The following is a 19,006-nucleotide window of genomic DNA, read 5'->3' as shown; positions in this document are numbered from 1 at the left end:
CAAACCTTTACTCGATCTCAATTCGGTAATGCTGATCGTCTTACCTTCCGCAACAAAAATGGGTCTGCCATTTGATGGAACCAATACTGCAGACTGTCTCCCGTGGGTGCATCGGTGCTGCCAAGCGGGCCGCCATCGGTAGATCAGGTGGCGGACCTCGTCGCGAAGGGAAGGGAGCGCGGAAGCGTAACCGTCGATGACGTCGCCGCCGCGCTTGACCGATCCGAGCTGCCGTCCGACGCGCTGGAACGCGTCGTGCGGATGCTCGCAGAGAACGGCGTGGAGGTCCTCGAGCCCCAGGGCGACGAGGAGTCCACCCGCGCCGATGAGGAGGACGTAGGCAAGCGGGCGCCGACCAGCGATCTCGTCCGTATCTATCTGCGGGAGATCGGCCGCGTCCCCCTGCTGACCGCCGAGGAGGAGGTGGAGCTCGCCAAGTCGATCGAAGCCGGCCTGTTCGCCGAGGACAAGCTGGCCAACGGGGTCTCGCGTCTGGCCTTCCCGGAGTTCAGGGAGCTCGTCTGGCAGGGCACCAGGGCCAAGCAGCGGCTGATCGAGGCCAACCTCAGGCTCGTGGTGTCGATCGCCAAGCGGTACGTGGGCCGCGGCATGCTGTTCCTCGACCTGATCCAGGAAGGCAACCTCGGGCTCATCCGGGCGGTCGAGAAGTTCGACTACACGAAGGGCTACAAGTTCTCCACCTACGCCACCTGGTGGATCAGGCAGGCGATCACCCGGGCGATCGCCGACCAGGCGCGCACCATCCGCATTCCGGTGCACATGGTGGAGACCATCAACAAGCTCGTCAGAGTGCAGCGTCAGCTCCACCAGGACCTCGGCCGCGAGCCCATCCCCGAGGAGATCGCCAAGGAGATGGACCTCCCGGTCGACCGCGTGGTGGAGATCCAGCGCATCGCCCAGGAGCCGGTGTCCCTGCAGTCGCCGATCGGCGAGGAGGACTCCGACCTCGGTGACTTCATCGAGGACGCCGACGCCGTCGTGCCCATGGAGGCCGCCGCCTTCATCATGCTGCAGGACCAGCTCGACGACATCCTGGCCACGCTGTCCGACCGCGAGCAGCGCATCATCCAGCTCCGCTTCGGCCTGGCCGACGGGCATCCGCGCACGCTGGAGGAGGTGGGCAGGGAGTTCGGCGTGACGCGCGAGCGCATCCGGCAGATCGAGTCGAAGACCCTGGCCAAGCTCCGCCACCCGACGCGCGCGCAGATGCTCAGGGACTACCTGGACTGACCCTTCGACCCCGCGACGGGCCCGGCGAGCGTGCCGGGCCCGTCCGCATGCCGGGCGGCGGGCTCAGGAGCAGCCCTCGAACTGCGGCACGGCGATGTTGGTCAGGTTCAGGCCCGCCTTGCCGAACCACTTGTGCAGCAGCTTGCCCGCGGTCCCGTCCTGGTACATGTCGGTGATCGCCCGGTTCACCGCCTCGCAGCCCGGCACGTCGTCCTTGTGCAGGCCCACCCCGCTTCGCTGCTCGTTGAACTGGGCGTTGGCCAGCCGTAGCCCCGACCCGTCCTGGTTGGCCAGGCCGGCCAGGATCACGTCGTTGGTGGTGACCGCGTCCACCTGCCGGTTCTTCAGCGCGCTCAGGCACGTCGCGTAGTCCTTGAACGGCACCAGCTTGGCCGCCACGCTGCGTTCCTCCACGACCCGCTCGGCGGCGTTCGAGCCCTCCACCGCGCAGATCCGGCGGCCCTTCAGCTGCCGGACGTTGTCCACCTTGTCGTCCGGCCGCGTCAGGATGTCCTGGTAGGAGATGTGGTACGGCCCCGCGAACAGCACCTTCGCCTTGCGGTCCATGCTGATCGTGTACGTCGCCACCACCATGTCGGCCCGCCCCTGGACCAGCACCTTGTCACGGTCGCCGGCCAGCACGGGGATCAGCTTGAAGTCCTTGCCCAGCCGCTTGGCCACGTAACGCGCGACGTCGACGTCGAAGCCCTCGAAGGTGCCGTCCGGCTTGCGGAAGCCCACCGACGGCAGGTCGGGACGGACGGCGATGACGATGGAGTCCTTGTCGAGGATCGACTCCCGGCCGCCGGTCCCGCAGGCCGCGGCGGCCACCGCGGTCAGGGCCAGGGCCGCTACCAGTGCCCGCTTCAACGGTACTCCTTGAGTCTCGGCCACACCCCGGCGATCATCAGCAGCCCGATCCCGGCGATCGCGAACGGCAGCAGCCGCCACAGGTTGTCCAGCGCGTTCTCGCCGGCGTCGATGGCCTGGTCGAAGGTGCGCTCGTGCCGTTCGGCCAGGGCCACCAGGGCCCGGTCGTAGGCGTCGAACGCGGCGGTGACCGGCCCGAGCTTGGCGGTCACGGCCTCGGCGGTCCTGCCGTCCAGCGCCAGCGCCCGGAAGGAGGTGTCGGCCTGCTGGAAGGCCCGGTACGCGTCCAGCACCCGGGTGCCCTCCGGACCGGTCAGCTCGGGCCCCAGCATGCCGCGGGCCGCTCCGGCGTCGGCGGCCACCTTCGCGTGGTACTGGGTGAGGTTGCCCGACTCGAAGTAGACGACCGTCTGCGACTTGTCCAGGAACGTGTGCTCGTAGGTGTCGGCGCGGTCCTTGTCGAGCAGGTACCGGCTCTGGTCGCCCTGCATGCTGTTGCTGATCGCGCGGGCCTTGGCCAGCGTCAGGACCGAGTCGAAGCCCTGTGTCTTGGCCATGCGCAGGTCCGTCTGGTCCTGGCCGAGCACGTTCACGCCGAGGATCAGCGAGACCACGGTGGCCAGCGTGGCGACCAGCAGCGCCGGGCCGAACACCCGGCGGAACCGCCGGGCCAGGAAGATCTGGAGCCAGATCAGGCAGCCCAGCGCGAGCAGCCCGGCCAGCAGCACCGCGGAGCGCAGCAGCGGGACCATGGCGTTCTTGTCGTCGTAGGTGCGGCGGACGATCGTGCCGCTCTCCAGGGTCAGGTTGTAGGCCTGCGGCAGCAGCACCAGCCGCATCAGGTCGGTGGCCTGCCGGTAGGTGCCCACGACGGTGTCCGGCGGCGCGCCGGGCGCGTGCCGGGACTGCTCGTTCAGCAGCAGCGCCTGCCCGGCGAGCCGTTCGTAGCGGCCGAGGCCGTCGAGCACCGACTGCACGGTCCGCCGCTCGGCGGCGTTGTCGCCGGCCAGCTCGAACGCCTTCAGCAGCGCCTGGTTGGCCTCCGTGCGCCGCCGCTCGTACCGGTCGACGGCCTGGCGGCGCTGCTGGCCGTACTGGTCGCCCATGACCAGCGCGTTGGCGACCTGGGCGTCCATGTCGCTGAGCGCCAGGTAGAGCCCGGCGGTGGCGACGACCTGCGGCCCGGCGTCGCGGCCGATGACCTGCAGCCCGTCGCCGGCGGTCAGGCTGCCCACCCCGAGCGCCGCGAACAGCAGCGCGAGCGCCGCCACGGTGACGCCGGAGATGACGCGGATGCGGCCGGGCACGCTGCGGCGCGGCAGGGGGGCGGGGGCGCCCGCCGGGACGACGGCGCCCGGGTTCTGCACCAGGGTCACGGTGTGCCCTCCCTGATGGTGATGACGGTCCAGGCGCCCAGGTGGATCCGGTCGCCCGGACCGACCCGGACGGGCGTGTTGATCTCCACGGTCCTGCCGTTGACCTGGGTGCCGTTGGCCGAGCCGGGGTCCACCAGCGTCCAGGTGCCGTCGGGCTGGGCCAGCAGCACGGCGTGCAGGTGCGACACGCCCGGGTCCTCGGGCGGGCCGGTCAGGTCGATCTCCGGCGCCAGGTTCCTGGCCTTGCTGCGCCGCCCGATGCGCACCTGCTCGCCGACCAGCCCGAACGAGCGCTCGGGACAGTACGGCGGGAAGGCCATGCGCGCCGCGTCGGGACCGCCCTCGGCGACCACCTTCTCGTAGTAGGTGCGGTCGGCGGCGGCGACCGCCTCCCACCGCGCCCCTCGCACCGGGAGCGGGACGCCGCCTCCGCCGCCGGTGAAGTCGTGGCCGCACACCTCGCAGAACTGCCCGGCGCGCGGCGTCTGGCAGACCGGGCAGGCGTCGTCACCCCCGCCGGCGGCCGCCGCCGGCTGGGGCTGGGACGCGGCGGGCGTCCCGGCCATCTGCGCGCCGCAGACGTCGCAGTAGTCGTCGGAGCCGGAGGCGTGCCCCTGGGGACAGGTCGCCATCAGCCCTCGCCCTTACGCAGCCGGCTGGTGCGGACGGAACCGGTGTCCAGCTCGATCTCGTCGGCCTTGTCCACGTTCCTGCGCAACCGTGCCGTGCCGGTCGCGGGATCGACCTCCACGACCTTCTCCAGCAGCCGGGCGGTGTCCTCGCGGCCCGACTCCGCGGCCAGCTCCCTGGCCTTGGCCAGGCGCGCGGTCGCGGCCTCCACGTCCCCGGCGGCGCGGGCGCTGAGGCCGTCCTGGATGAGCTCGTGCAGCTCGGCCTGGCCGGTGTAGTGGGCGACCTTCCGGTTGATCTGGGTGGACTGCGCCAGGTCGTCGGTCCACTGGGCCAGCACGTTGCCGCTGGCCACGACGTCCTGGGTGTCGGGGCGCACCAGCTTCACCCAGCCCGCCCTGATCTCCTGGCCGATCTGGCCCGGCGGCACCTCGACGCACAGGTGGTACTCGCGTTCCTCCTGGCCCCACGAGCCGGTCGGGTAGTCGCCGGTCAGCGGGTTGACGTCGGTGCGCTTGCCGGTCAGGTCGAGCAGCGTGGGGGAGACCTGCTTGACGAACTTCAGCTTGGCGGTCTGCGGCACCAACACCCGCAGCGACAGGTCCGCCACGGTCTTGCTCATCGACGTCTGCGTCACCCGGCGGAAGAACTCGGCCAGATCACTCTGGTTCCGTACGAACTCGAACGAGCCGAGCATCGCCTCGGCGACCTTCCGCAGCTCGGCGGGCACCCAGTCGTCGCCCACGCCCAGGCTGTCGCAGACGAACTTGCCGCTCCACCCCTGCAGCACGGCCCCGAACACCTCGGGACGCTCGTTGTTCTGGCCGTCGGTCATCAGCAGCGCGTGCCTGATCGCGTTCGGGTAGCCGCTCAGCAGGTGCCCGGCCAGCTTCAGCCACTCGCCGATGGCCGTGCCGCCGTGCGCGAGCAGCCTGCTGATCGCCCGCTCGGCCTCGGCCCGGGTGGCGGGCGTGGCCCTGACCAGGTTGGCGTTGCCGCCGGGGTAGACGACCTTGGCCCGCTCGGTCCCGGCGATCACCGCGAAGTGCACGCCGTCGCGCAGCGCGTGCACGGCCGCCGCCGCGGCCTGCCGGGCCTCGCGGATCTTGCCGCCGCTCATCGAGCCGGAGGTGTCGACGATGATGACCTCGGCCGCCTCGGTGGGCGCGGCCTGGGCGAAGCCGCCGCCGGAGGAGGCCACGGTGAGGATCGCGTGCACCTCCCGGGCGTCGGTGGACAGGTACTTGTTCTGGTCGATGTTCAGTGTGAACGTGGGCTGGTCACCCATGCGTTTCTCCTAGGGGGATGAGAACGATCGTCACGTTGTCCTGGCCGCCGGAGGCCAGTGCGTGGCGCAGCATCTCGCGGGCCATGTCGAGAGGGGTTCCCGTCTGCGGGAACCGGTAGCCGTCCAGGTAGCGCCACAGCCCGTCGCTGCACACCAGCAGCAGGCCGGGCGCCCCCGGGGCGAGCGTGCGCACATGCAGCGACACCTCGCCGGAATCCGCGCCGAGCCACGCGGTGATCTCGCCGGTCGGGACCACGTCGTCCTCGGTCAGCAGCACGCCCTGCCCGGGGGCCTCGCCGGGCAGCCAGTACGCCCGCGTGTCGCCCGCCCAGCTCAGCGTGATCCCGCCTGGGCCGGCGACCGCGGCGACGTAGGTGCAGGCGGGGGCGTCGTCCACGGAGGTCGCCAGGGCGGTCACCGCCTTCCCGGCCAGCTCGAACGCCTCCTGCGCGGAGGCTCCCCTGGCCAGGGCGGCGCCCGCGGTCTCCACCGCCGCGGCCGAGGCCTGGTCGGCCCGCGGCGAGCTGCCCACCCCGTCGCACACGACCGTGATCACGGCGTCGCCGGTGGTCAGCAGGGCCATGGCGTCCTCGTTGCGGGCGCGCCGCAGGCCCTTGTCGGTCACGGCGGCGGCCCCGCCGTCCAGGACGGTCTCGGCGTGGTCGCGGCCGGTGGGCTGGCGGGCGCCGCAACGTTCGCAGTAGCCCTCCGCTCCCACCGCGGCCGCGCCGCAGGAGGTGCAGACCGGCGCGCCGAGCGCGTGGCCGCACCGCTCGCAGTAGACGTCCCCCTGGACGACGGGGGACGCGCACATCGGGCAGTTCTGGGGGGTGGGTTCGGTCACAGCCACGTCCTCGGTCGTACGGCGTTCGCCTCGTCGATGAGCGCGTGGCGTTCATGGCGGGAGCCGGCCGCCACCGCGAGCTTCCGGTAGATCGACTCCAGTCGCCTGCGCAGCCCCGGCTCGGTGAAGTCGGCCTCGGCCAGCTTCGTCCCGGGCGGCGCGGGGTTGTTGTCCAGCCAGGCCAGCGCGCAGCGCAGCAGCTCGGCGGTGAGCAGGTCGCGGCGGCGCGGGTCGAGGTCGGCCAGGTTGGCCAGCCGTCCGGCCGCGCCGACCAGGTCGGGGGCGGACACCGTGCTCAGGTCGGCCCGGCGGAACACCGAGGCGGCCAGCGCCACCTGCGCCGCCACCCGGTAGCTGGAGGTGGGCGGCACCTCGTCCAGCACGTTGACGCGGCCCGTCCTGGCCAGCCCGAACGCGGCGCTGACGTAGGAGTGGTCGGTCCGCCAGACGGCGTTGTACCAGTGGGCCGACTGCCTGCCGGCGCACTCCAGCGCGAACGCCAGCGCCAGCTTGGGCGCGAGCTCGCCGGGCAGCGCCGACACGCAGGCGTCGAACATCGTCACCGCGGTGTCCGTCTGGCGCGTGGCCAGCGCGAGCACGCCGCGGTACCAGGTCGTCCGCCAGTCGCCGGGGAGCTGTTGTTCCAGCTCCGACAGCGCCACCGGGGTCTCGGCGGCGCCCGCCTCGGCCAGCAGCCTGGCGCGCATGAGCCGGGTCTCGGGCGTCGGCGGCATCGCCGAGAGCTGGTCGAACAGCTCCTTGCCGTCGAACCCGAGCAGGCCCGCCAGCGCGCCCGCCGCCGGGTCGAGCGGATCGACGTGCGGCACCGGCAGCTCGACCGCGACCACGGCCGGGTCGAGCGGGCCGAACACCTCCTGGCGGGAGTCCGACAGCGCCGTCCACACGGCCGAGCGCTCGGGCCCGAACAGCGTCGAGGGCGCCGGGAACGGCACGCCATCCTCGGCCGCGCTGATCTCCCGCAGCACCCCGACGAGCTGCTCCTCCATCTCCCACGCGCTCTGGAACCGGTCGGCGGGGTTGGGCGCGGTGGCCTTGCGCAGCAGCCGCGCGAACGACTCGTGCCCGCAGTCCTGCGGCAGCGGGCTGGCCACGCCGCCCTTGGCCGGGCTCCAGGACGGGATCGTCAGCACCGCCAGGGTCCTGGCCACCGTGTAGAGGTCGGAGGCCACGGACGAGGGATGGGTGTCCAGCTCGGGCGCGTGGTAGCCGACCGTCGCCCAGGACGTGCCGGGCGGCGAGCCGACCGGCTGGACGGCGCCCAGGTCGATCAGCTTGAGCCGCCGGCCGACCCGGATCACGTTGGCCGGCTTGAGGTCGCAGTAGACCAGGCCGTTCTCGTGCAGGTAGCCGAACGCGTGCAGGATCTCGCGGCCGTAGATCAGGGCCTCGCGCAGCGGCAGCGGGCCCTGGCGGCGCAGCTCGTGCAGGGACTGGCCGCCGACGTACTCCATGACGATGTAGCCGAGGCCGCCGGAGAGCTGGAAGTTGAGGATCTTGACGATGTTCGGGTGGTCGACCGTGGTGAGGAACTTGCGCTCGGCCTCGGCCGCCGCCAGCGCCTCGGCGTCGTTGGTGTTGAGCAGGCCCTTGAGCACGACCCAGCGGCCGTCCAGGGCCTCGTCGGCGGCCAGGTAGATCCAGCCGAGGCCGCCGTGCGCCAGGCAGCCGAGCACCCGGTACTGCCCGGCCACCATGTCGTCCTTGGCCAGCTTCGGGGTGAAGGAGTACGGCGTGCGGCAGTGCGGGCAGAACCCCTCCGTCAGCCCGGGACGGCCCTGCCGGGACCGGCCCACCGGCTCCCCGCAGGCCGGGTTGGCGCAGAACCGCTTCTCCTCCGGCACCTGCGGATCGGCCATCACGGCCGTCGCCGGATCCCGGTACGGCACGGACGGCAGGTCGGCGATGCCGCCCAGCACCCCGGCCCGCGACCTGCCGCTGCTGCTCACCGGCGAGGTCAGCGACCGGCTCACCGGCTGGGTGTTCACCGGCCCCGAGAGCGGCCCCGAGAGCGGCCCCGAGCCTGGGGCCGACGCCTGTTGGGGGACGGACACCGCCGGCGGCGGCGCGGCCGCCGCGTTGCCGCACAGGTCGCAGTAGCCGTCCTCGATGGTGCCGGTGCAGCCCGGCTGCGCGCAGCGGGTCATGGCTTACCTCCGTGTATCGCGCGCTGGTAGGTGTCGACCGCGGCCGCCGCCTCGGTCAGGTCGCAGGGAGCGCTCCACAGCAGGGATCGTGCCCGCTCGAAGCACGCGGTGGCGCCGGGGTCCTCGGCCATGCCCTTGCGCACCGCCATGGCCTGGCAGGCGCCGAGCCGGCCGCGTAACTCGTCGCGCCTGCCGACCAGGCCGTACAGGGCCTTGGCGGTGGCCCGCGCCCGGTCGGCCGCCTTCTCCGCCTCGCTCTCCACGCTCGCCAGCCGCCTGGCCCGCACCACCCAGGTGTCTGCCGAGGCGTCGAGCGCGGCCAGCTCGCCGGTCAGCTCCTCGACCCGGCTGCGCGGGCGGGCCTGCGGCGGCAGGGCGATCTTGACCACGACCGCGCCGTGGGCCAGCCTGGCCTCGCTCTCGGCCGCGCGTACCCGGTCGAGGGCGGCCACCAGGTCCTCGCGGCGCCTGGCGTACTCGCGTTTGACCACGATCGCCTGGTCGATCTCCGCGCGGGCCTCGGCCAGCACGCGGGCGACCCCGCCGAGGTCGGGGCCGACGCCCGCGCCGAGCGGGTCGGCGAGCAGGGCCGCGCGCATCCGCCGCAGCTCCGCCTCCCGCGCCTCCAGGCCGGCGCTCTCGCCCAGCTCGCGCTCCAGGTCGCGGATCTCGCGCAGGACGCGGTCGGCGTCGTCGAGCCGGGGCAGGACGGCGTTCCACACGGCGTCGATGTCGTTGAGCGCCGAGGTGACCTCGCGGAAGGCGCCGTCCATGCGGGCGACGGTCTCGTCGAGGGTCAGCCGCTCGTCGGCCTCGGGCAGCAGCGAGCGCTGCTCGACGGGCTTGGCCGCGGCCCGCAGCACGACGGACGTGCCCGACAGCAGCCGGGTCAGCTCGTCGAGCTGCTCGGCCCCGAGTTTCGCGCGCGCGGCCCTGACCTGCTCGGCCTCGCGCAGCACGGCCCGGTAGGCGTCGTTCAGCAGCCACAGCCGGGTCAGCGCGGCCTGGACGGCGGCCCAGCGCTGCCGCGTCACCCCGTCCAGCGTCGCGCCCTTGAGCAGCTGGTACGTGGTGTGGGATTCGAGATCGAGCAGGTCGCCGGAGATCCGGTCACGTTCGTCGGCCCGAGCGCGCAGCGCGTACTCGGCGCCTTCCCTGCTCATGGGTGGTCCCAGACTCATCACGCTCCCCGTGAAGAGGGCCCCCGATGCCCCGTGTCCTACCGGCTCAACGGGAGTCTTGACCGGTTGGTTCCAAAGGGTAGGGGTGACCCTGACTTGTCCCTGATTCAACCCTCGGTCACCTGCAAACGGCTTAACGGATCTCCTACGGTGGAGACATGGCACGCATCCTTCTGATCATCGCCGCGATCATCGTCGCACTGCTTCTCGTCGGCCCGCTCGTGGGTTTCGTCTTCACGCTTCTCAAGTGGGCTCTCATCATCGGCGCCGTCGTCCTCGGTGTCACGTTCGTCGCGAAGTGGGCCAAGAGGCCGTAGCTTCCGCCCGCTTCCCAAGGCATAGTGAGTGAATGGAGGCGCGGCCGGCGGTTGACGATGCCGCGCTCGGGCGCGAGGCCCTGGCCGTGCTCGAGGCGAACTGGACGGGCAGCGGCACCGTGCCCGCGCCGGGTCTCTACCCGCACCAGTGGAGCTGGGACTCCGCGTTCGTCGTCATCGGCCTGGCCAGGCACCGTCCGGAGCGCGCCCGGGAGGAGCTGCTCAGCCTGCTGAGCGGCCAGTGGGCGACCGGCATGGTGCCCCACATCGTCTTCCACACCCGCGAGGCGTACTTCCCCGGGCCGTCGGTCTGGCGCTCGCAGGAGCACGCCTCCGCGCCCCGGGTCTACACCTCCGGACTCACCTCCCCGCCGCTGCAGGCGCTGGCGCTGCGGTGGCTCTACCGGCATACCGGCGACGTCGCGTTCGTCCGGCGGACGTTCCCGCTGCTCGTCGCCCAGCACCACTACCTGGCCTCGGCCCGCGACCTCGGCGGCGCCGGACTGGCGGCGATCGTCCATCCCTGGGAGTCGGGCATGGACGACAGCCCGGCCTGGGACCAGCCGCTCGCCGCGCTGCCCGCCATCGGTTACGGCTACCGCAACGTTCAGCTGGCCGACCGCCACCCCGACAGCGACCACGACCGCTACGTCTGGCTGGCCATGCGGTACCGCGACGCCGGCTACCGGCCCGAGTACCTGCGCGACGAGCACCCCTTCGCGGTCGAGGACCCGATGTTCAACGGCATCTGGCTCGCCTCCTGCCAGGCGCTGGCCGAGCTGGCGCCGGTGGCGGGGGCCGACCCCGCACCCCACGCCGAACAGGCCGAACGCATCAGGCAGGCCATCCTCGACCGGCTCTGGGACGGCTGCTTCTACCCCCTTGACCTGCGCTCCGGCCGGCTGATCAAGGTCTGCACGGTGGGCGCGTTCGGGCCGCTGCTCGATCCCGGGCTGCCCAGCGACCACCTGCACGCCTGCGTCGAGGTGCTGGAGTCGGCCCGGTTCATGGGCGCGACCGGCTACCCGGTGCCGAGCTGCGAGATCCGCGCCGCCCAGTTCGACCGCACCCGCTACTGGCGCGGGCCGTCCTGGGTGAACACCAACTGGCTGTTACGCCGGGCCGCCGCCGTCCACTCGCTCGACCAGCTCGGCCGGCAGCTCGCCAACGGCACCCTGCGGCTGGTCCGGCAGGCCGGGTTCCGCGAGTGCTTCGACCCGTTCGACGGCAGCGGGCGCGGGTGCAGGGACTTCTCCTGGAGCGCGGCGCTCACCCTCGACCTGCTCGCCGATACCGTGGAGATATGAGCATTCTTCGCCGCCTGCCCGCCGACGTGCGCCGATCCCTGGACACCCGGCCGGGGGAGCGGGTGCTGACGTTCACCGAGACCGCCGACGGTCACCTGGTGGCCACCAACCTCGCCCTGTTCCTGTCGGACGGGACGCGGGTGCCGTACGAGGAGATCGACAAGGCGTCCTGGGACGACGAGGGGCTGCGGGTCGTCACCACCGGCGGCGTCCGTCACTTCGAGCGCGTCGCCGAACCGCGGATGGTGCCCGAGACCGTGCGCGAGCGGGTGAACTCCACCATCGTGGTCAACAAGCGCGTCAGCCTGCCGGGGCGCGGCGGCGTCCGGCTGGTGGCCAGGCGGCCGCCGGGCGGCGAGGTGCTGGGCTGGACGCTCGTCTTCGACGACGGGCTCGATCCGACGGACCCGGGCCTGCGCGCGCAGGCCGAACAGGCCCTGGAAGGCGTCCGGCGCAGCATGGGCGTGTGAGGGATCACACGTCCGTGCCGCGCCGGATCTCGGGGCCGATCTCAGGGCCGGATCTTGGGGCCGGATCTCAGGGGCCGGGCCCTCAGTAGGGGATGCCGGTCTCGCGGGACTTCCGTTCCGCGAGATCCTCCTCCTCGGGCCAGCCGCTGCCGGACCTGTGGTGGCCATCGGAGCCGAGGAACGGGATCTTCTCCTGAAGCGTCCCGCCCACCTTCTCCCTGGCCGCCCCGGCCAGCCTCGACGCCTGCGCGCCGACCACCCCCGCGGCCTCCTGGACCCTCGGGCTGTCGGCCACACGCTGGGCCGCCCGCTTGATCTGTTCGTACCGCTCGCGGCCCGCCCTGCTGCCGAGCACGTAACCGACAGCCAGACCGACCGCGAATGTCATCCGATAACGCATCTTGCACCTCCGCTGTCTCCCGGCCTACCCCAGTTGCGATGCGACACGCACTCCAAGAGTGCGCTAATCTATTCCTGCGCACGACGGAAGGGCCCAACAAGCCCGACCAGCAGGGCGAACGTTCGATCCCGCGTAGCTCAACGGCAGAGCAGCCGGCTGTTAACCGGCAGGTTATAGGTTCGAGTCCTATCGCGGGAGCTGTAGTCAGGCAGCAACTCAGGCCCTCTCACCGAGACAGGTGGGAGGGCCTGAGTCGTTCCATGGAGACATCCCCTCGCTGAGGGCTCCAGGAAGTCATCTCGCTGACACCCTCATTGGGAAGTTGTACATCCGCAGCGGTTCCAGTGACGTCCTCCTCATTCCGTGAGAAGCCGTTGACCACGTCTGAAGCACCCCTCACCCCGGAGCAGGGCCGCACTCCGCCGGCGGGCCTGACGCGTGCCAGGGCGCGGCAGATCATCGGGCGTCTCACGCTCTGGGTGGCGTTCGGGGCGATCTTCGGGCTGCCGGCCTGGCAGGGCATGTCCTGAAAGGAGAGGGATTCACGCGTTGTAGTGGGTGAGTTACCGATTTTGGCGTTACGCGGGACAACGGGCGTTCGCGGCGGCAAGATGGGGGAGCCGGCCGGGTGCGGCCGGTAGCCGCGGGAAGTCGTGACGGGGGCGTGGAGAGGGCGCCGCCGGCAGGACGTGCCGCCGACCCGGAATCGGCGGGGCGCTCCGCTGAGCGAAATGTTGGTTGCCGCGTGCGTACCTGGATCAGGTCACTGCGTCCCTTCGATGTGCATGCCGTGCACGCGCTGTTCGAGCGCACCACGGACCTCCGCGAGGCGGAGCGATTCATCAGGCTCTTCCACGCCGAGAACCCCTCCGCCGGCGGCCTGGCCGCCCGGCTGCGCGACGTCGCCAGAGACGTCGCCCGCCACGGCACCTACGTCCACACCTTCGAGGAGCTGGAGTTCGGCGCCCGGGTCGCCTGGCGCAACAGCGGCCGGTGCATCGGACGCCTGTACTGGCGTTCGCTGAAGGTGCGCGACCGGCGGGAGGTGACGACGGCCGAGGGCGTGGCGGTCGAGTGCGTGGCGCACCTGCGCGAGGCGACGGGGGAGGGGCGCATCAGGCCCACCGTCACCGTCTTCGCCCCGGACACCCCGGCCATGCCAGGCCCCCGGGTGCTCAACGACCAGCTCGTCCGCTACGCCGGGCACCGGCTGAACGGCGGCGGCGTCCTCGGCGACCCGCGCAACGCCGAGCTCACCGACCTGGCCAAGGAACTGGGCTGGCGCGGCGGGCCGGGCCGGTTCGACGTGCTGCCGCTGGTCGTGCGGGCCGGGCTCGGCGACCCGCTGGTGTGCAACCTGCCGGGCGACGCCGTGCTGGAGGTGCCGCTGCTGCATCCCGAGTACGCGTGGTTCGCGGAGCTGGGGCTGCGCTGGCACGCCGTGCCGGTCATCTCGGACATGTGCCTGGAGATCGGTGGCGTCTGCTACCCGTGCGCGCCGTTCAACGGCTGGTACATGGGCACCGAGATCGGGGCGCGCAACCTGGCCGACTCCGACCGGTACGACCTGCTCCCCGAGGTGGCCAAGCACCTCGGCCTGGACACCTCCACCGAGCGCTCGCTCTGGCGCGACCACGCGCTGGTCGAGCTCAACGTGGCGGTGCTGCACTCCTTCGAACGGGCGGGGGTGACGATCACCGACCACCACACCGAGTCCCGGCGCTTCCTGACCCACCTGGAACGCGAGGAGCGCGCCGGACGGCGCTGCCCGGCCGACTGGTCGTGGATCGTGCCGCCGCTGTCGGGCGGCGCGACCCCGGTCTTCCACCGCTACTACGACACCTGCGAGCTGACCCCCGCGTACGTGCACCGCCACCCCGCCCGCTGACGCGCTTGCCAGCCGCGCCCAGAACATGGTTCGGTTAGGGCATGGCGGAACTCGTGCTCTCATCGTCGGACCGGGGCGTGCTCACGCTGACCTTCAACCGTCCCGACACGCTCAACGCCTGGACGGACGCCATGGGCCGGCGCTACTTCGACCTGCTGGCCGAGGCCGAGAAGGACCCCGACGTCCGGGCGATCGTGGTGACCGGCGCAGGCAAGGGCTTCTGCGCCGGCGCCGACTTCAGGACGCTCGCCGCCATCCAGACCGGCTCCTACGACGAGACCCCCGACCCCCGTCCCAACACCTTCCCCACGACCATCGGCAAGCCGATCATCGCCGCGGTCAACGGCGCCTGCGCCGGGCTCGGCATGGTGCACGCGCTCGTCTGCGACCTGGTCTTCACGGCCGAGGAGGCCAAGTGGACGACCGCCTTCCCGCGCCGCGGCCTGGTCGCCGAGTACGGCCTGTCCTGGGTGCTGCCCCGGGTCATGGGCCAGCAGCGGGCCATGGACGTCCTGCTGTCGGGCCGGGTGTTCAGCGGGCGGGAGGCGTACGAGCTGGGGCTGGCCAACCGCGCGGTGCCGGGGGAGTCGCTGCTGGCGCAGGCCCAGGAGTACGCCAGGGAACTGGCCGTGCACAGCTCGCCGGCGTCCATGGCGGTGATCAAGCGGCAGGTGTGGCAGGACTGGGACGTCACCCTGGAGGAGTCGGCCAGGAAGGCCGTCCACGAGATGCTGGCCTCCTTCGGGCGGCCCGACTTCGCCGAGGGCGTCGCCAGCTTCCTGGAGCGTCGCCCGCCGGACTTCCCGGCGCTGTGAAACCGCAGGCCGGAGGGGGTGCGAGCGGAGCGCGCCGAGGTTAGACGGCGATCCCCGCCGGGTAGGGCTGGGCGTGTCCGAAGGGTCCGCGGCCAGGCCGGGGCGTGGGGGACGTCCAGCGGGGGCACGTTCGGGGGGCGCGGTGCAGGCTTTCGTCATGAAGGAGATCGGCCGGGTCGGCTTCATGGACAAACCGGTGCCGCGGCCGGGTCCGCGCGACGCCGTCGCCCGCACCACCACCGCCCTCATCTGCACCTCCGACTCCCACACCGTCCAGGGCGGCATCGGGCCGCGCGCCGATCTCACGCTCGGGCACGAGGGCGTCGGCGTGGTGCACGAAGTGGGCGAGGAGGTGCGCGACTTCCGGCCGGGCGACCGCGTCCTGGTGGGGGCCATCACCCCCGACTGGGGCGATCTCGCCTGCCAGAACGGCCATCCGTCGCAGTCGGGCGGCCCGCTCGGCGGGTTCAAGTTCGCCAACTCCAAGGACGGCGTCTTCGCCGAGTTCTTCCACGTCAACGAGGCCGACGCCAACATGGCGAAGATCCCCGACGGGGTGCCGGACGAGACGGCCGTCTACTGCGCGGACATGCTCTCGACCGGGTTCATGGGCGCCGAGAACGGCGACATCCCCATCGGCGGGGCGGTCGCCGTGCTGGCCCAGGGCCCGGTGGGCCTCATGGCCACCGCGGGCGCCCGGCTGCGCGGCGCGGGCCTGGTCATCGGGGTCGAGTCGGTGCCCCGCCGCAAGCGACTGGCCCGCGACTTCGGCGCCGACGAGATCGTCGACTTCAGCGCCGAGGACGTCGTCGAGGGCGTGCTCCGCCTGACCGGCGGGCAGGGCGTGGACACCGCCATCGAGGCGCTCGGCGCGGACGCCACCTTCCAGACCGCGATCAAAATCGTCAAGCCGGGCGGGACGGTCTCCAACACCGGCTACTACGGCCAGGGCGAGTTCGTCCGCATCCCGCGCGTCGAGTGGGGCGTCGGCATGGCCGAGAAGAAGATCACGACCGGCCTGTGCCCGGGCGGGCGGCTGCGCATGGAACGCCTGCTGCGCGTCCTTGCGGGCGGCCGCGTCGATCCCACGCCGCTGACCACCCACACGTTCCCCTTCGCGGAGATGGAACGCGCCTTCGAGGTCTCGGACAAGAAGCTCGACGACGTGGTGAAGGTGATGATCACCTTCACGTGAGGACCTCGGAGGAGAACGGCGGCCATGCTCGATCTCGATCCACCCTTCCGCCCGGTGCGCCACCGGGAGGGCTACCCGGCGCTGGAGGACCTCGGGCTCATCGGCGACGGCACGACGGCGGCGCTGGTCGCCCTCGACGGCTCGATCCCGTGGTTGTGCCTGCCGCGCTTCGACAGCGACCCGCTGCTGTGCGGCCTGCTCGACCGTGAGCGCGGCGGCTGCTTCACGCTGACGTCCGACGACCTGCGCGAGGCCAGGCAGTACTACGAGCCGGACACCGCCGTGCTGGTCACCGAGCTGCGCGGCCCGTCCGGCGTGGTCCGGATCACCGACGCGCTGGTCCTGCGCGCCGGCGCCGACCTCAGCGACGACGCCGGCGGCGGACGGGGCGAGCTGGTCAGGTCCGCGGTCGTCCTGGCGGGGGACGTGCGCCTGCGGGCCGAGCTGGCGCCGCGCGGCGGCGGGCAGGCCCGGGTGCTCGGCAGCGGCCTGGAGGTGCGCGCGTCCCGCCGGCCCGACCTGCGGCTGCACCTGCGCTCCAACCGGCCGCTGACCGGGCTGCGCACCGTGCACGACCTCCAGGAGGGCGAGCGCCTGGACCTGGTGTTGTCGTGGGGGCGCATCCACCGTCACCACCGGTTCGACCCCGAGTCGATGGTGCGGCAGACCGCCGACGCCTGGCGGCGCTGGATGGGCGCGTGCACCTACCAGGGGCCGCAGGAGGCGCTGGTCCGGCGTTCGGTGATCACGCTGAAGCTGTGCGACGACTGGGTGAACGGCTCGCTGGTCGCGGCGCCGACGTCCTCGTTGCCGGCGCCCGTCGGCGGGGTGCGCAACTGGGACTACCGCTACACCTGGATCCGCGACGCCGCCTACGCCGTCTTCGCGCTGCGCCGCGTCGGCTTCGCGGAGGAGGCCGACGGTTTCCTCGGCTGGGTCCTCGACGCCTTCGAGCAGAGCGGCCAGCCGCGGATCATGTACACGCTGCGCGGCGACCCCGTACCCGAGGAGGTCGTCGACGCCGACCTGGAGGGCTACCGGCGCTCGGCGCCGGTGCGGTGGGGCAACGGCGCGGCCGACCAGCGCCAGCACGACGTCTACGGCGAGGTGCTGGACTGCGCCGACCAGTGGCTGCTGCCCGGCCGCGACCTGCAGCCCGCGCTGTGGTCGGGGCTGTCGGCGCTGGCCGAGGCCGCCGCGCACAGCTGGCGGCAGCCCGACCAGGGCATCTGGGAGGTACGCAGCCAGGGCCGGGTCTTCACCTACTCGGCGGGCATGTGCCAGGTGGCGCTCGACCGGGCCGCGGCCATCGGCGAACGGCTGGGCCTGGCCGGTCCGATCGCCCGATGGCGCGCCACCGCCGAGGAGCTGCGCCGGCTGATCCTGGAGCAGGCGTGGGACGAGGAGGCGCAGTGCGTGAGCGAGCACCTCGACGGCGGCGGCGGCCTGGACGCCAGCCTGCTCGCGCTGCCGCTGCGCAAGGTCGTGCCGGCCGACGACCCGCGGATGGCGGCGACCACCGCCGCCATCGCCGAACGCCTGTCCGCCGGTGACGGCCTGCTCTACCGCTACCTGCACGACCAGTCGCCGGACGGCCTGCCCGGCGACGAGGGCGCCTTCCTGCTGTGCAGCTTCTGGCTGGTGGACAACCTCATCCTGCAAGGCCACCGGGCCCGCGCCGAGGAGCTGTACGCCTCCCTGTGCGCCCGCGCCGGCCCGCTCGGCCTGCTCCCGGAGCAGATCGACCCGGCCACGGGCGCGTTCGCGGGCAACTACCCGCAGGCGTTCAGCCACATCGGGGTGATCGCCAGCGGGGTCAACCTGGCACGGGCGGGGGCGGCCCGCACGCCCTGACCGGCTCAGGCCAGCCGGTGGGCGCCCTTGGCGGCGGTGGCGGCCAGGAAACGCGGGGCCTGGAAGCCGCGCTCGGCGTAGGCGGCCGAGACCGACTCGCGCACGCCGTCCAGGCGGTCGTCCGGGACCAGGGCGATGGCCGAGCCGCCGAAGCCGCCGCCCGTCATCCTGGCGCCGCGGGCCCCGCCGCGGAAGGCGGCCTCCACGGCCACGTCGAGCTCCGGCGAGGAGACCTCGTACTGGTCGCGCAGCGACAGGTGGGAGGCGTTGAGCAGGGCGCCGATCTCGGTGACCTTGCCCGCGCGCAGCAGGCCGACCAGGGCCTCGACGCGGTGGTTCTCGGTGACGACGTGCATGACGCGCTTGCGCTCGTCGCCCTGGAGCCGGTCGAGGGCCGCGGCCAGGTCGGTGACGTCACGCAGGGACGCCACCCCCAGCTTGCGGGCGGCGGACTCGCACTCGGCGCGGCGCTTGGCGTACTCGCCGCCGGCGTGCTCGTGGTGGACCTGGGTGTCGATGATGAGGATGCTCAGGCCCTCGGCGGCCAGGTCGAGGGGGATCTTCCTGGAGCCGAGCGAGCGGCAGTCGAGGAACAGCGCGTGGCCCTCCTCGCACAGCGCCGAGGCGGCCTGGTCCATGATCCCGCACGGCATGCCGACGAAGTCGTTCTCGGCCCGCTGGCTGAGCAGCGCGATCTCCATCGGCGTCAGGCCGAGCCCGTGGACGTCGTTCAGCGCGGAGGCGACGGCCACCTCCAGCGCGGCGCTGGAGCTGAGCCCCGCGCCCTGGGGCACGTCGCCGTCGATCGCGATGTCCGCGCCGGCGACCCGGTCGCCGAGCATGGCCAGCACGCCCACGGCGTAGCGGGCCCAGCCGGTCGCCTCCTCCCTGGCCGAAAGCTCGATCGGGCCGCCGGAGGACTGGAGGGACAGCAGCCGGACGGTCTGGTCGGCGCGCGGGGTGACGGCGGCGCTCACTCCCCACGGCACCGCGAAGGGCAGGACGAAACCGTCGTTGTAGTCGGTGTGCTCGCCGATCAGGTTGACCCGGCCGGGCGCGCGCCAGACCGTCCGGGGATCGGCACCGAAGGCGGCACGAAAAGCTTCAGCAACGCGCATAATCCAACACTCCTCAACAAAGGCCCGACCGTAGACT

At 72.4% G+C, this 19,006-nt stretch carries 18 protein-coding genes and 1 tRNA gene; 10 read left to right on the top strand and 9 right to left on the bottom strand.

All coding sequences use genetic code 11. The annotated features are described in order from the left end of the window. Positions 1 to 147 precede the first annotated feature (147 nt). Complete coding sequence (rpoD, locus tag ACIBQ6_RS23420) at positions 148 to 1,251, top strand: RNA polymerase sigma factor RpoD (protein ID WP_241563834.1); 1,104 nt, start codon at positions 148 to 150, stop codon at positions 1,249 to 1,251. A 63-nt stretch (positions 1,252 to 1,314) separates the two neighbouring features. Here rpoD and ACIBQ6_RS23415 read toward each other — a convergent pair whose 3' ends face one another. From ACIBQ6_RS23415 to ACIBQ6_RS23385, 7 genes are read right to left on the bottom strand one after another with little or no spacing between them, the layout of a single operon-like run. Beyond that, on the bottom strand, positions 1,315 to 2,121 hold the full coding sequence (locus ACIBQ6_RS23415) for a transporter substrate-binding domain-containing protein (protein WP_358292181.1): 807 nt from the start codon (positions 2,119 to 2,121) through the stop codon (positions 1,315 to 1,317). Beyond that, on the bottom strand, positions 2,118 to 3,497 hold the full coding sequence (locus ACIBQ6_RS23410; protein WP_397214437.1) for a hypothetical protein: 1,380 nt from the start codon (positions 3,495 to 3,497) through the stop codon (positions 2,118 to 2,120). The genes ACIBQ6_RS23415 and ACIBQ6_RS23410 overlap by 4 nt, the downstream gene beginning before the upstream one ends. After that, entirely contained in the window at positions 3,494 to 4,129 is a 636-nt protein-coding gene (locus tag ACIBQ6_RS23405) for an FHA domain-containing protein (RefSeq protein WP_387672638.1), read from the bottom strand. Before ACIBQ6_RS23405 ends, ACIBQ6_RS23410 begins: the two co-directional genes overlap by 4 nt. Continuing rightward, positions 4,129 to 5,415 carry a VWA domain-containing protein gene (locus ACIBQ6_RS23400; protein WP_358292189.1) on the bottom strand — a complete coding sequence of 429 codons (1,287 nt, stop codon included), beginning with the start codon at positions 5,413 to 5,415 and terminating at the stop codon, positions 4,129 to 4,131. The genes ACIBQ6_RS23405 and ACIBQ6_RS23400 overlap by 1 nt, the downstream gene beginning before the upstream one ends. After that, entirely contained in the window at positions 5,408 to 6,259 is an 852-nt protein-coding gene (locus ACIBQ6_RS23395) for a PP2C family serine/threonine-protein phosphatase (protein WP_397214435.1), read from the bottom strand. Before ACIBQ6_RS23395 ends, ACIBQ6_RS23400 begins: the two co-directional genes overlap by 8 nt. Then, positions 6,256 to 8,424: a tetratricopeptide repeat protein gene (locus tag ACIBQ6_RS23390; RefSeq protein WP_397214433.1), complete on the bottom strand. Its 2,169-nt coding sequence runs from the start codon at positions 8,422 to 8,424 to the stop codon at positions 6,256 to 6,258. Before ACIBQ6_RS23390 ends, ACIBQ6_RS23395 begins: the two co-directional genes overlap by 4 nt. Continuing rightward, positions 8,421 to 9,587, bottom strand: a complete 1,167-nt coding sequence (locus ACIBQ6_RS23385; protein WP_358292196.1) for a hypothetical protein — start codon at positions 9,585 to 9,587, stop codon at positions 8,421 to 8,423. Before ACIBQ6_RS23385 ends, ACIBQ6_RS23390 begins: the two co-directional genes overlap by 4 nt. A 176-nt stretch (positions 9,588 to 9,763) precedes the next feature. Here ACIBQ6_RS23385 and ACIBQ6_RS23380 point away from each other — a divergent pair, with 176 nt between their 5' ends. From ACIBQ6_RS23380 to ACIBQ6_RS23370, 3 genes are read left to right on the top strand one after another with little or no spacing between them, the layout of a single operon-like run. Beyond that, positions 9,764 to 9,922 carry a hypothetical protein gene (locus tag ACIBQ6_RS23380; RefSeq protein WP_352318900.1) on the top strand — a complete coding sequence of 53 codons (159 nt, stop codon included), beginning with the start codon at positions 9,764 to 9,766 and terminating at the stop codon, positions 9,920 to 9,922. Positions 9,923 to 9,954: 32 nt separating this feature from the next. Beyond that, positions 9,955 to 11,229 (top strand): amylo-alpha-1,6-glucosidase, encoded by a 1,275-nt coding sequence (locus tag ACIBQ6_RS23375; RefSeq protein ID WP_397214431.1) that lies wholly within the window; start codon positions 9,955 to 9,957, stop codon positions 11,227 to 11,229. Beyond that, positions 11,226 to 11,699 (top strand): hypothetical protein, encoded by a 474-nt coding sequence (locus ACIBQ6_RS23370; protein ID WP_387672656.1) that lies wholly within the window; start codon positions 11,226 to 11,228, stop codon positions 11,697 to 11,699. The genes ACIBQ6_RS23375 and ACIBQ6_RS23370 overlap by 4 nt, the downstream gene beginning before the upstream one ends. 82 nt (positions 11,700 to 11,781) lie before the next feature. On the opposite strand, the gene ACIBQ6_RS23365 is transcribed toward ACIBQ6_RS23370, so the two are convergent. Further along, positions 11,782 to 12,099 carry a YtxH domain-containing protein gene (locus ACIBQ6_RS23365; RefSeq protein WP_352318894.1) on the bottom strand — a complete coding sequence of 106 codons (318 nt, stop codon included), beginning with the start codon at positions 12,097 to 12,099 and terminating at the stop codon, positions 11,782 to 11,784. A gap of 126 nt (positions 12,100 to 12,225) precedes the next feature. Here ACIBQ6_RS23365 and ACIBQ6_RS23360 point away from each other — a divergent pair. The 6 genes from ACIBQ6_RS23360 to ACIBQ6_RS23335 all read left to right on the top strand — a co-directional run bounded on the left by ACIBQ6_RS23360 (position 12,226) and on the right by ACIBQ6_RS23335 (position 17,851). Next, positions 12,226 to 12,297 (top strand) — tRNA-Asn (locus ACIBQ6_RS23360). Positions 12,298 to 12,473: 176 nt separating this feature from the next. Continuing rightward, the gene (locus ACIBQ6_RS23355) at positions 12,474 to 12,629 is read left to right on the top strand and encodes a hypothetical protein (protein ID WP_397214429.1); all 156 of its coding nucleotides are present in this window, start codon (positions 12,474 to 12,476) and stop codon (positions 12,627 to 12,629) included. A 215-nt stretch (positions 12,630 to 12,844) separates the two neighbouring features. Further along, positions 12,845 to 13,987 (top strand): nitric oxide synthase oxygenase, encoded by a 1,143-nt coding sequence (locus ACIBQ6_RS23350; RefSeq protein WP_358292202.1) that lies wholly within the window; start codon positions 12,845 to 12,847, stop codon positions 13,985 to 13,987. A gap of 41 nt (positions 13,988 to 14,028) precedes the next feature. Then, positions 14,029 to 14,802 (top strand): enoyl-CoA hydratase-related protein, encoded by a 774-nt coding sequence (locus ACIBQ6_RS23345; protein WP_352352551.1) that lies wholly within the window; start codon positions 14,029 to 14,031, stop codon positions 14,800 to 14,802. 157 nt (positions 14,803 to 14,959) lie between these two features. Then, positions 14,960 to 15,997 carry an NAD(P)-dependent alcohol dehydrogenase gene (locus ACIBQ6_RS23340; protein ID WP_397214426.1) on the top strand — a complete coding sequence of 346 codons (1,038 nt, stop codon included), beginning with the start codon at positions 14,960 to 14,962 and terminating at the stop codon, positions 15,995 to 15,997. 24 nt (positions 15,998 to 16,021) lie between these two features. After that, positions 16,022 to 17,851, top strand: a complete 1,830-nt coding sequence (locus tag ACIBQ6_RS23335; protein WP_397214424.1) for a glycoside hydrolase family 15 protein — start codon at positions 16,022 to 16,024, stop codon at positions 17,849 to 17,851. A 5-nt stretch (positions 17,852 to 17,856) separates the two neighbouring features. Here ACIBQ6_RS23335 and galK read toward each other — a convergent pair whose 3' ends face one another. After that, positions 17,857 to 18,969 (bottom strand): galactokinase, encoded by a 1,113-nt coding sequence (galK, locus tag ACIBQ6_RS23330; RefSeq protein WP_397214422.1) that lies wholly within the window; start codon positions 18,967 to 18,969, stop codon positions 17,857 to 17,859. Positions 18,970 to 19,006 lie beyond the last annotated feature (37 nt).

Source organism: Nonomuraea sp. NPDC049655, assembly GCF_044465465.1.
Lineage (GTDB): Bacteria > Actinomycetota > Actinomycetes > Streptosporangiales > Streptosporangiaceae > Nonomuraea.
The sequence above is the reverse complement of the archived record's forward strand: the minus strand, read 5'-3'. Positions and strand labels throughout refer to the sequence as shown.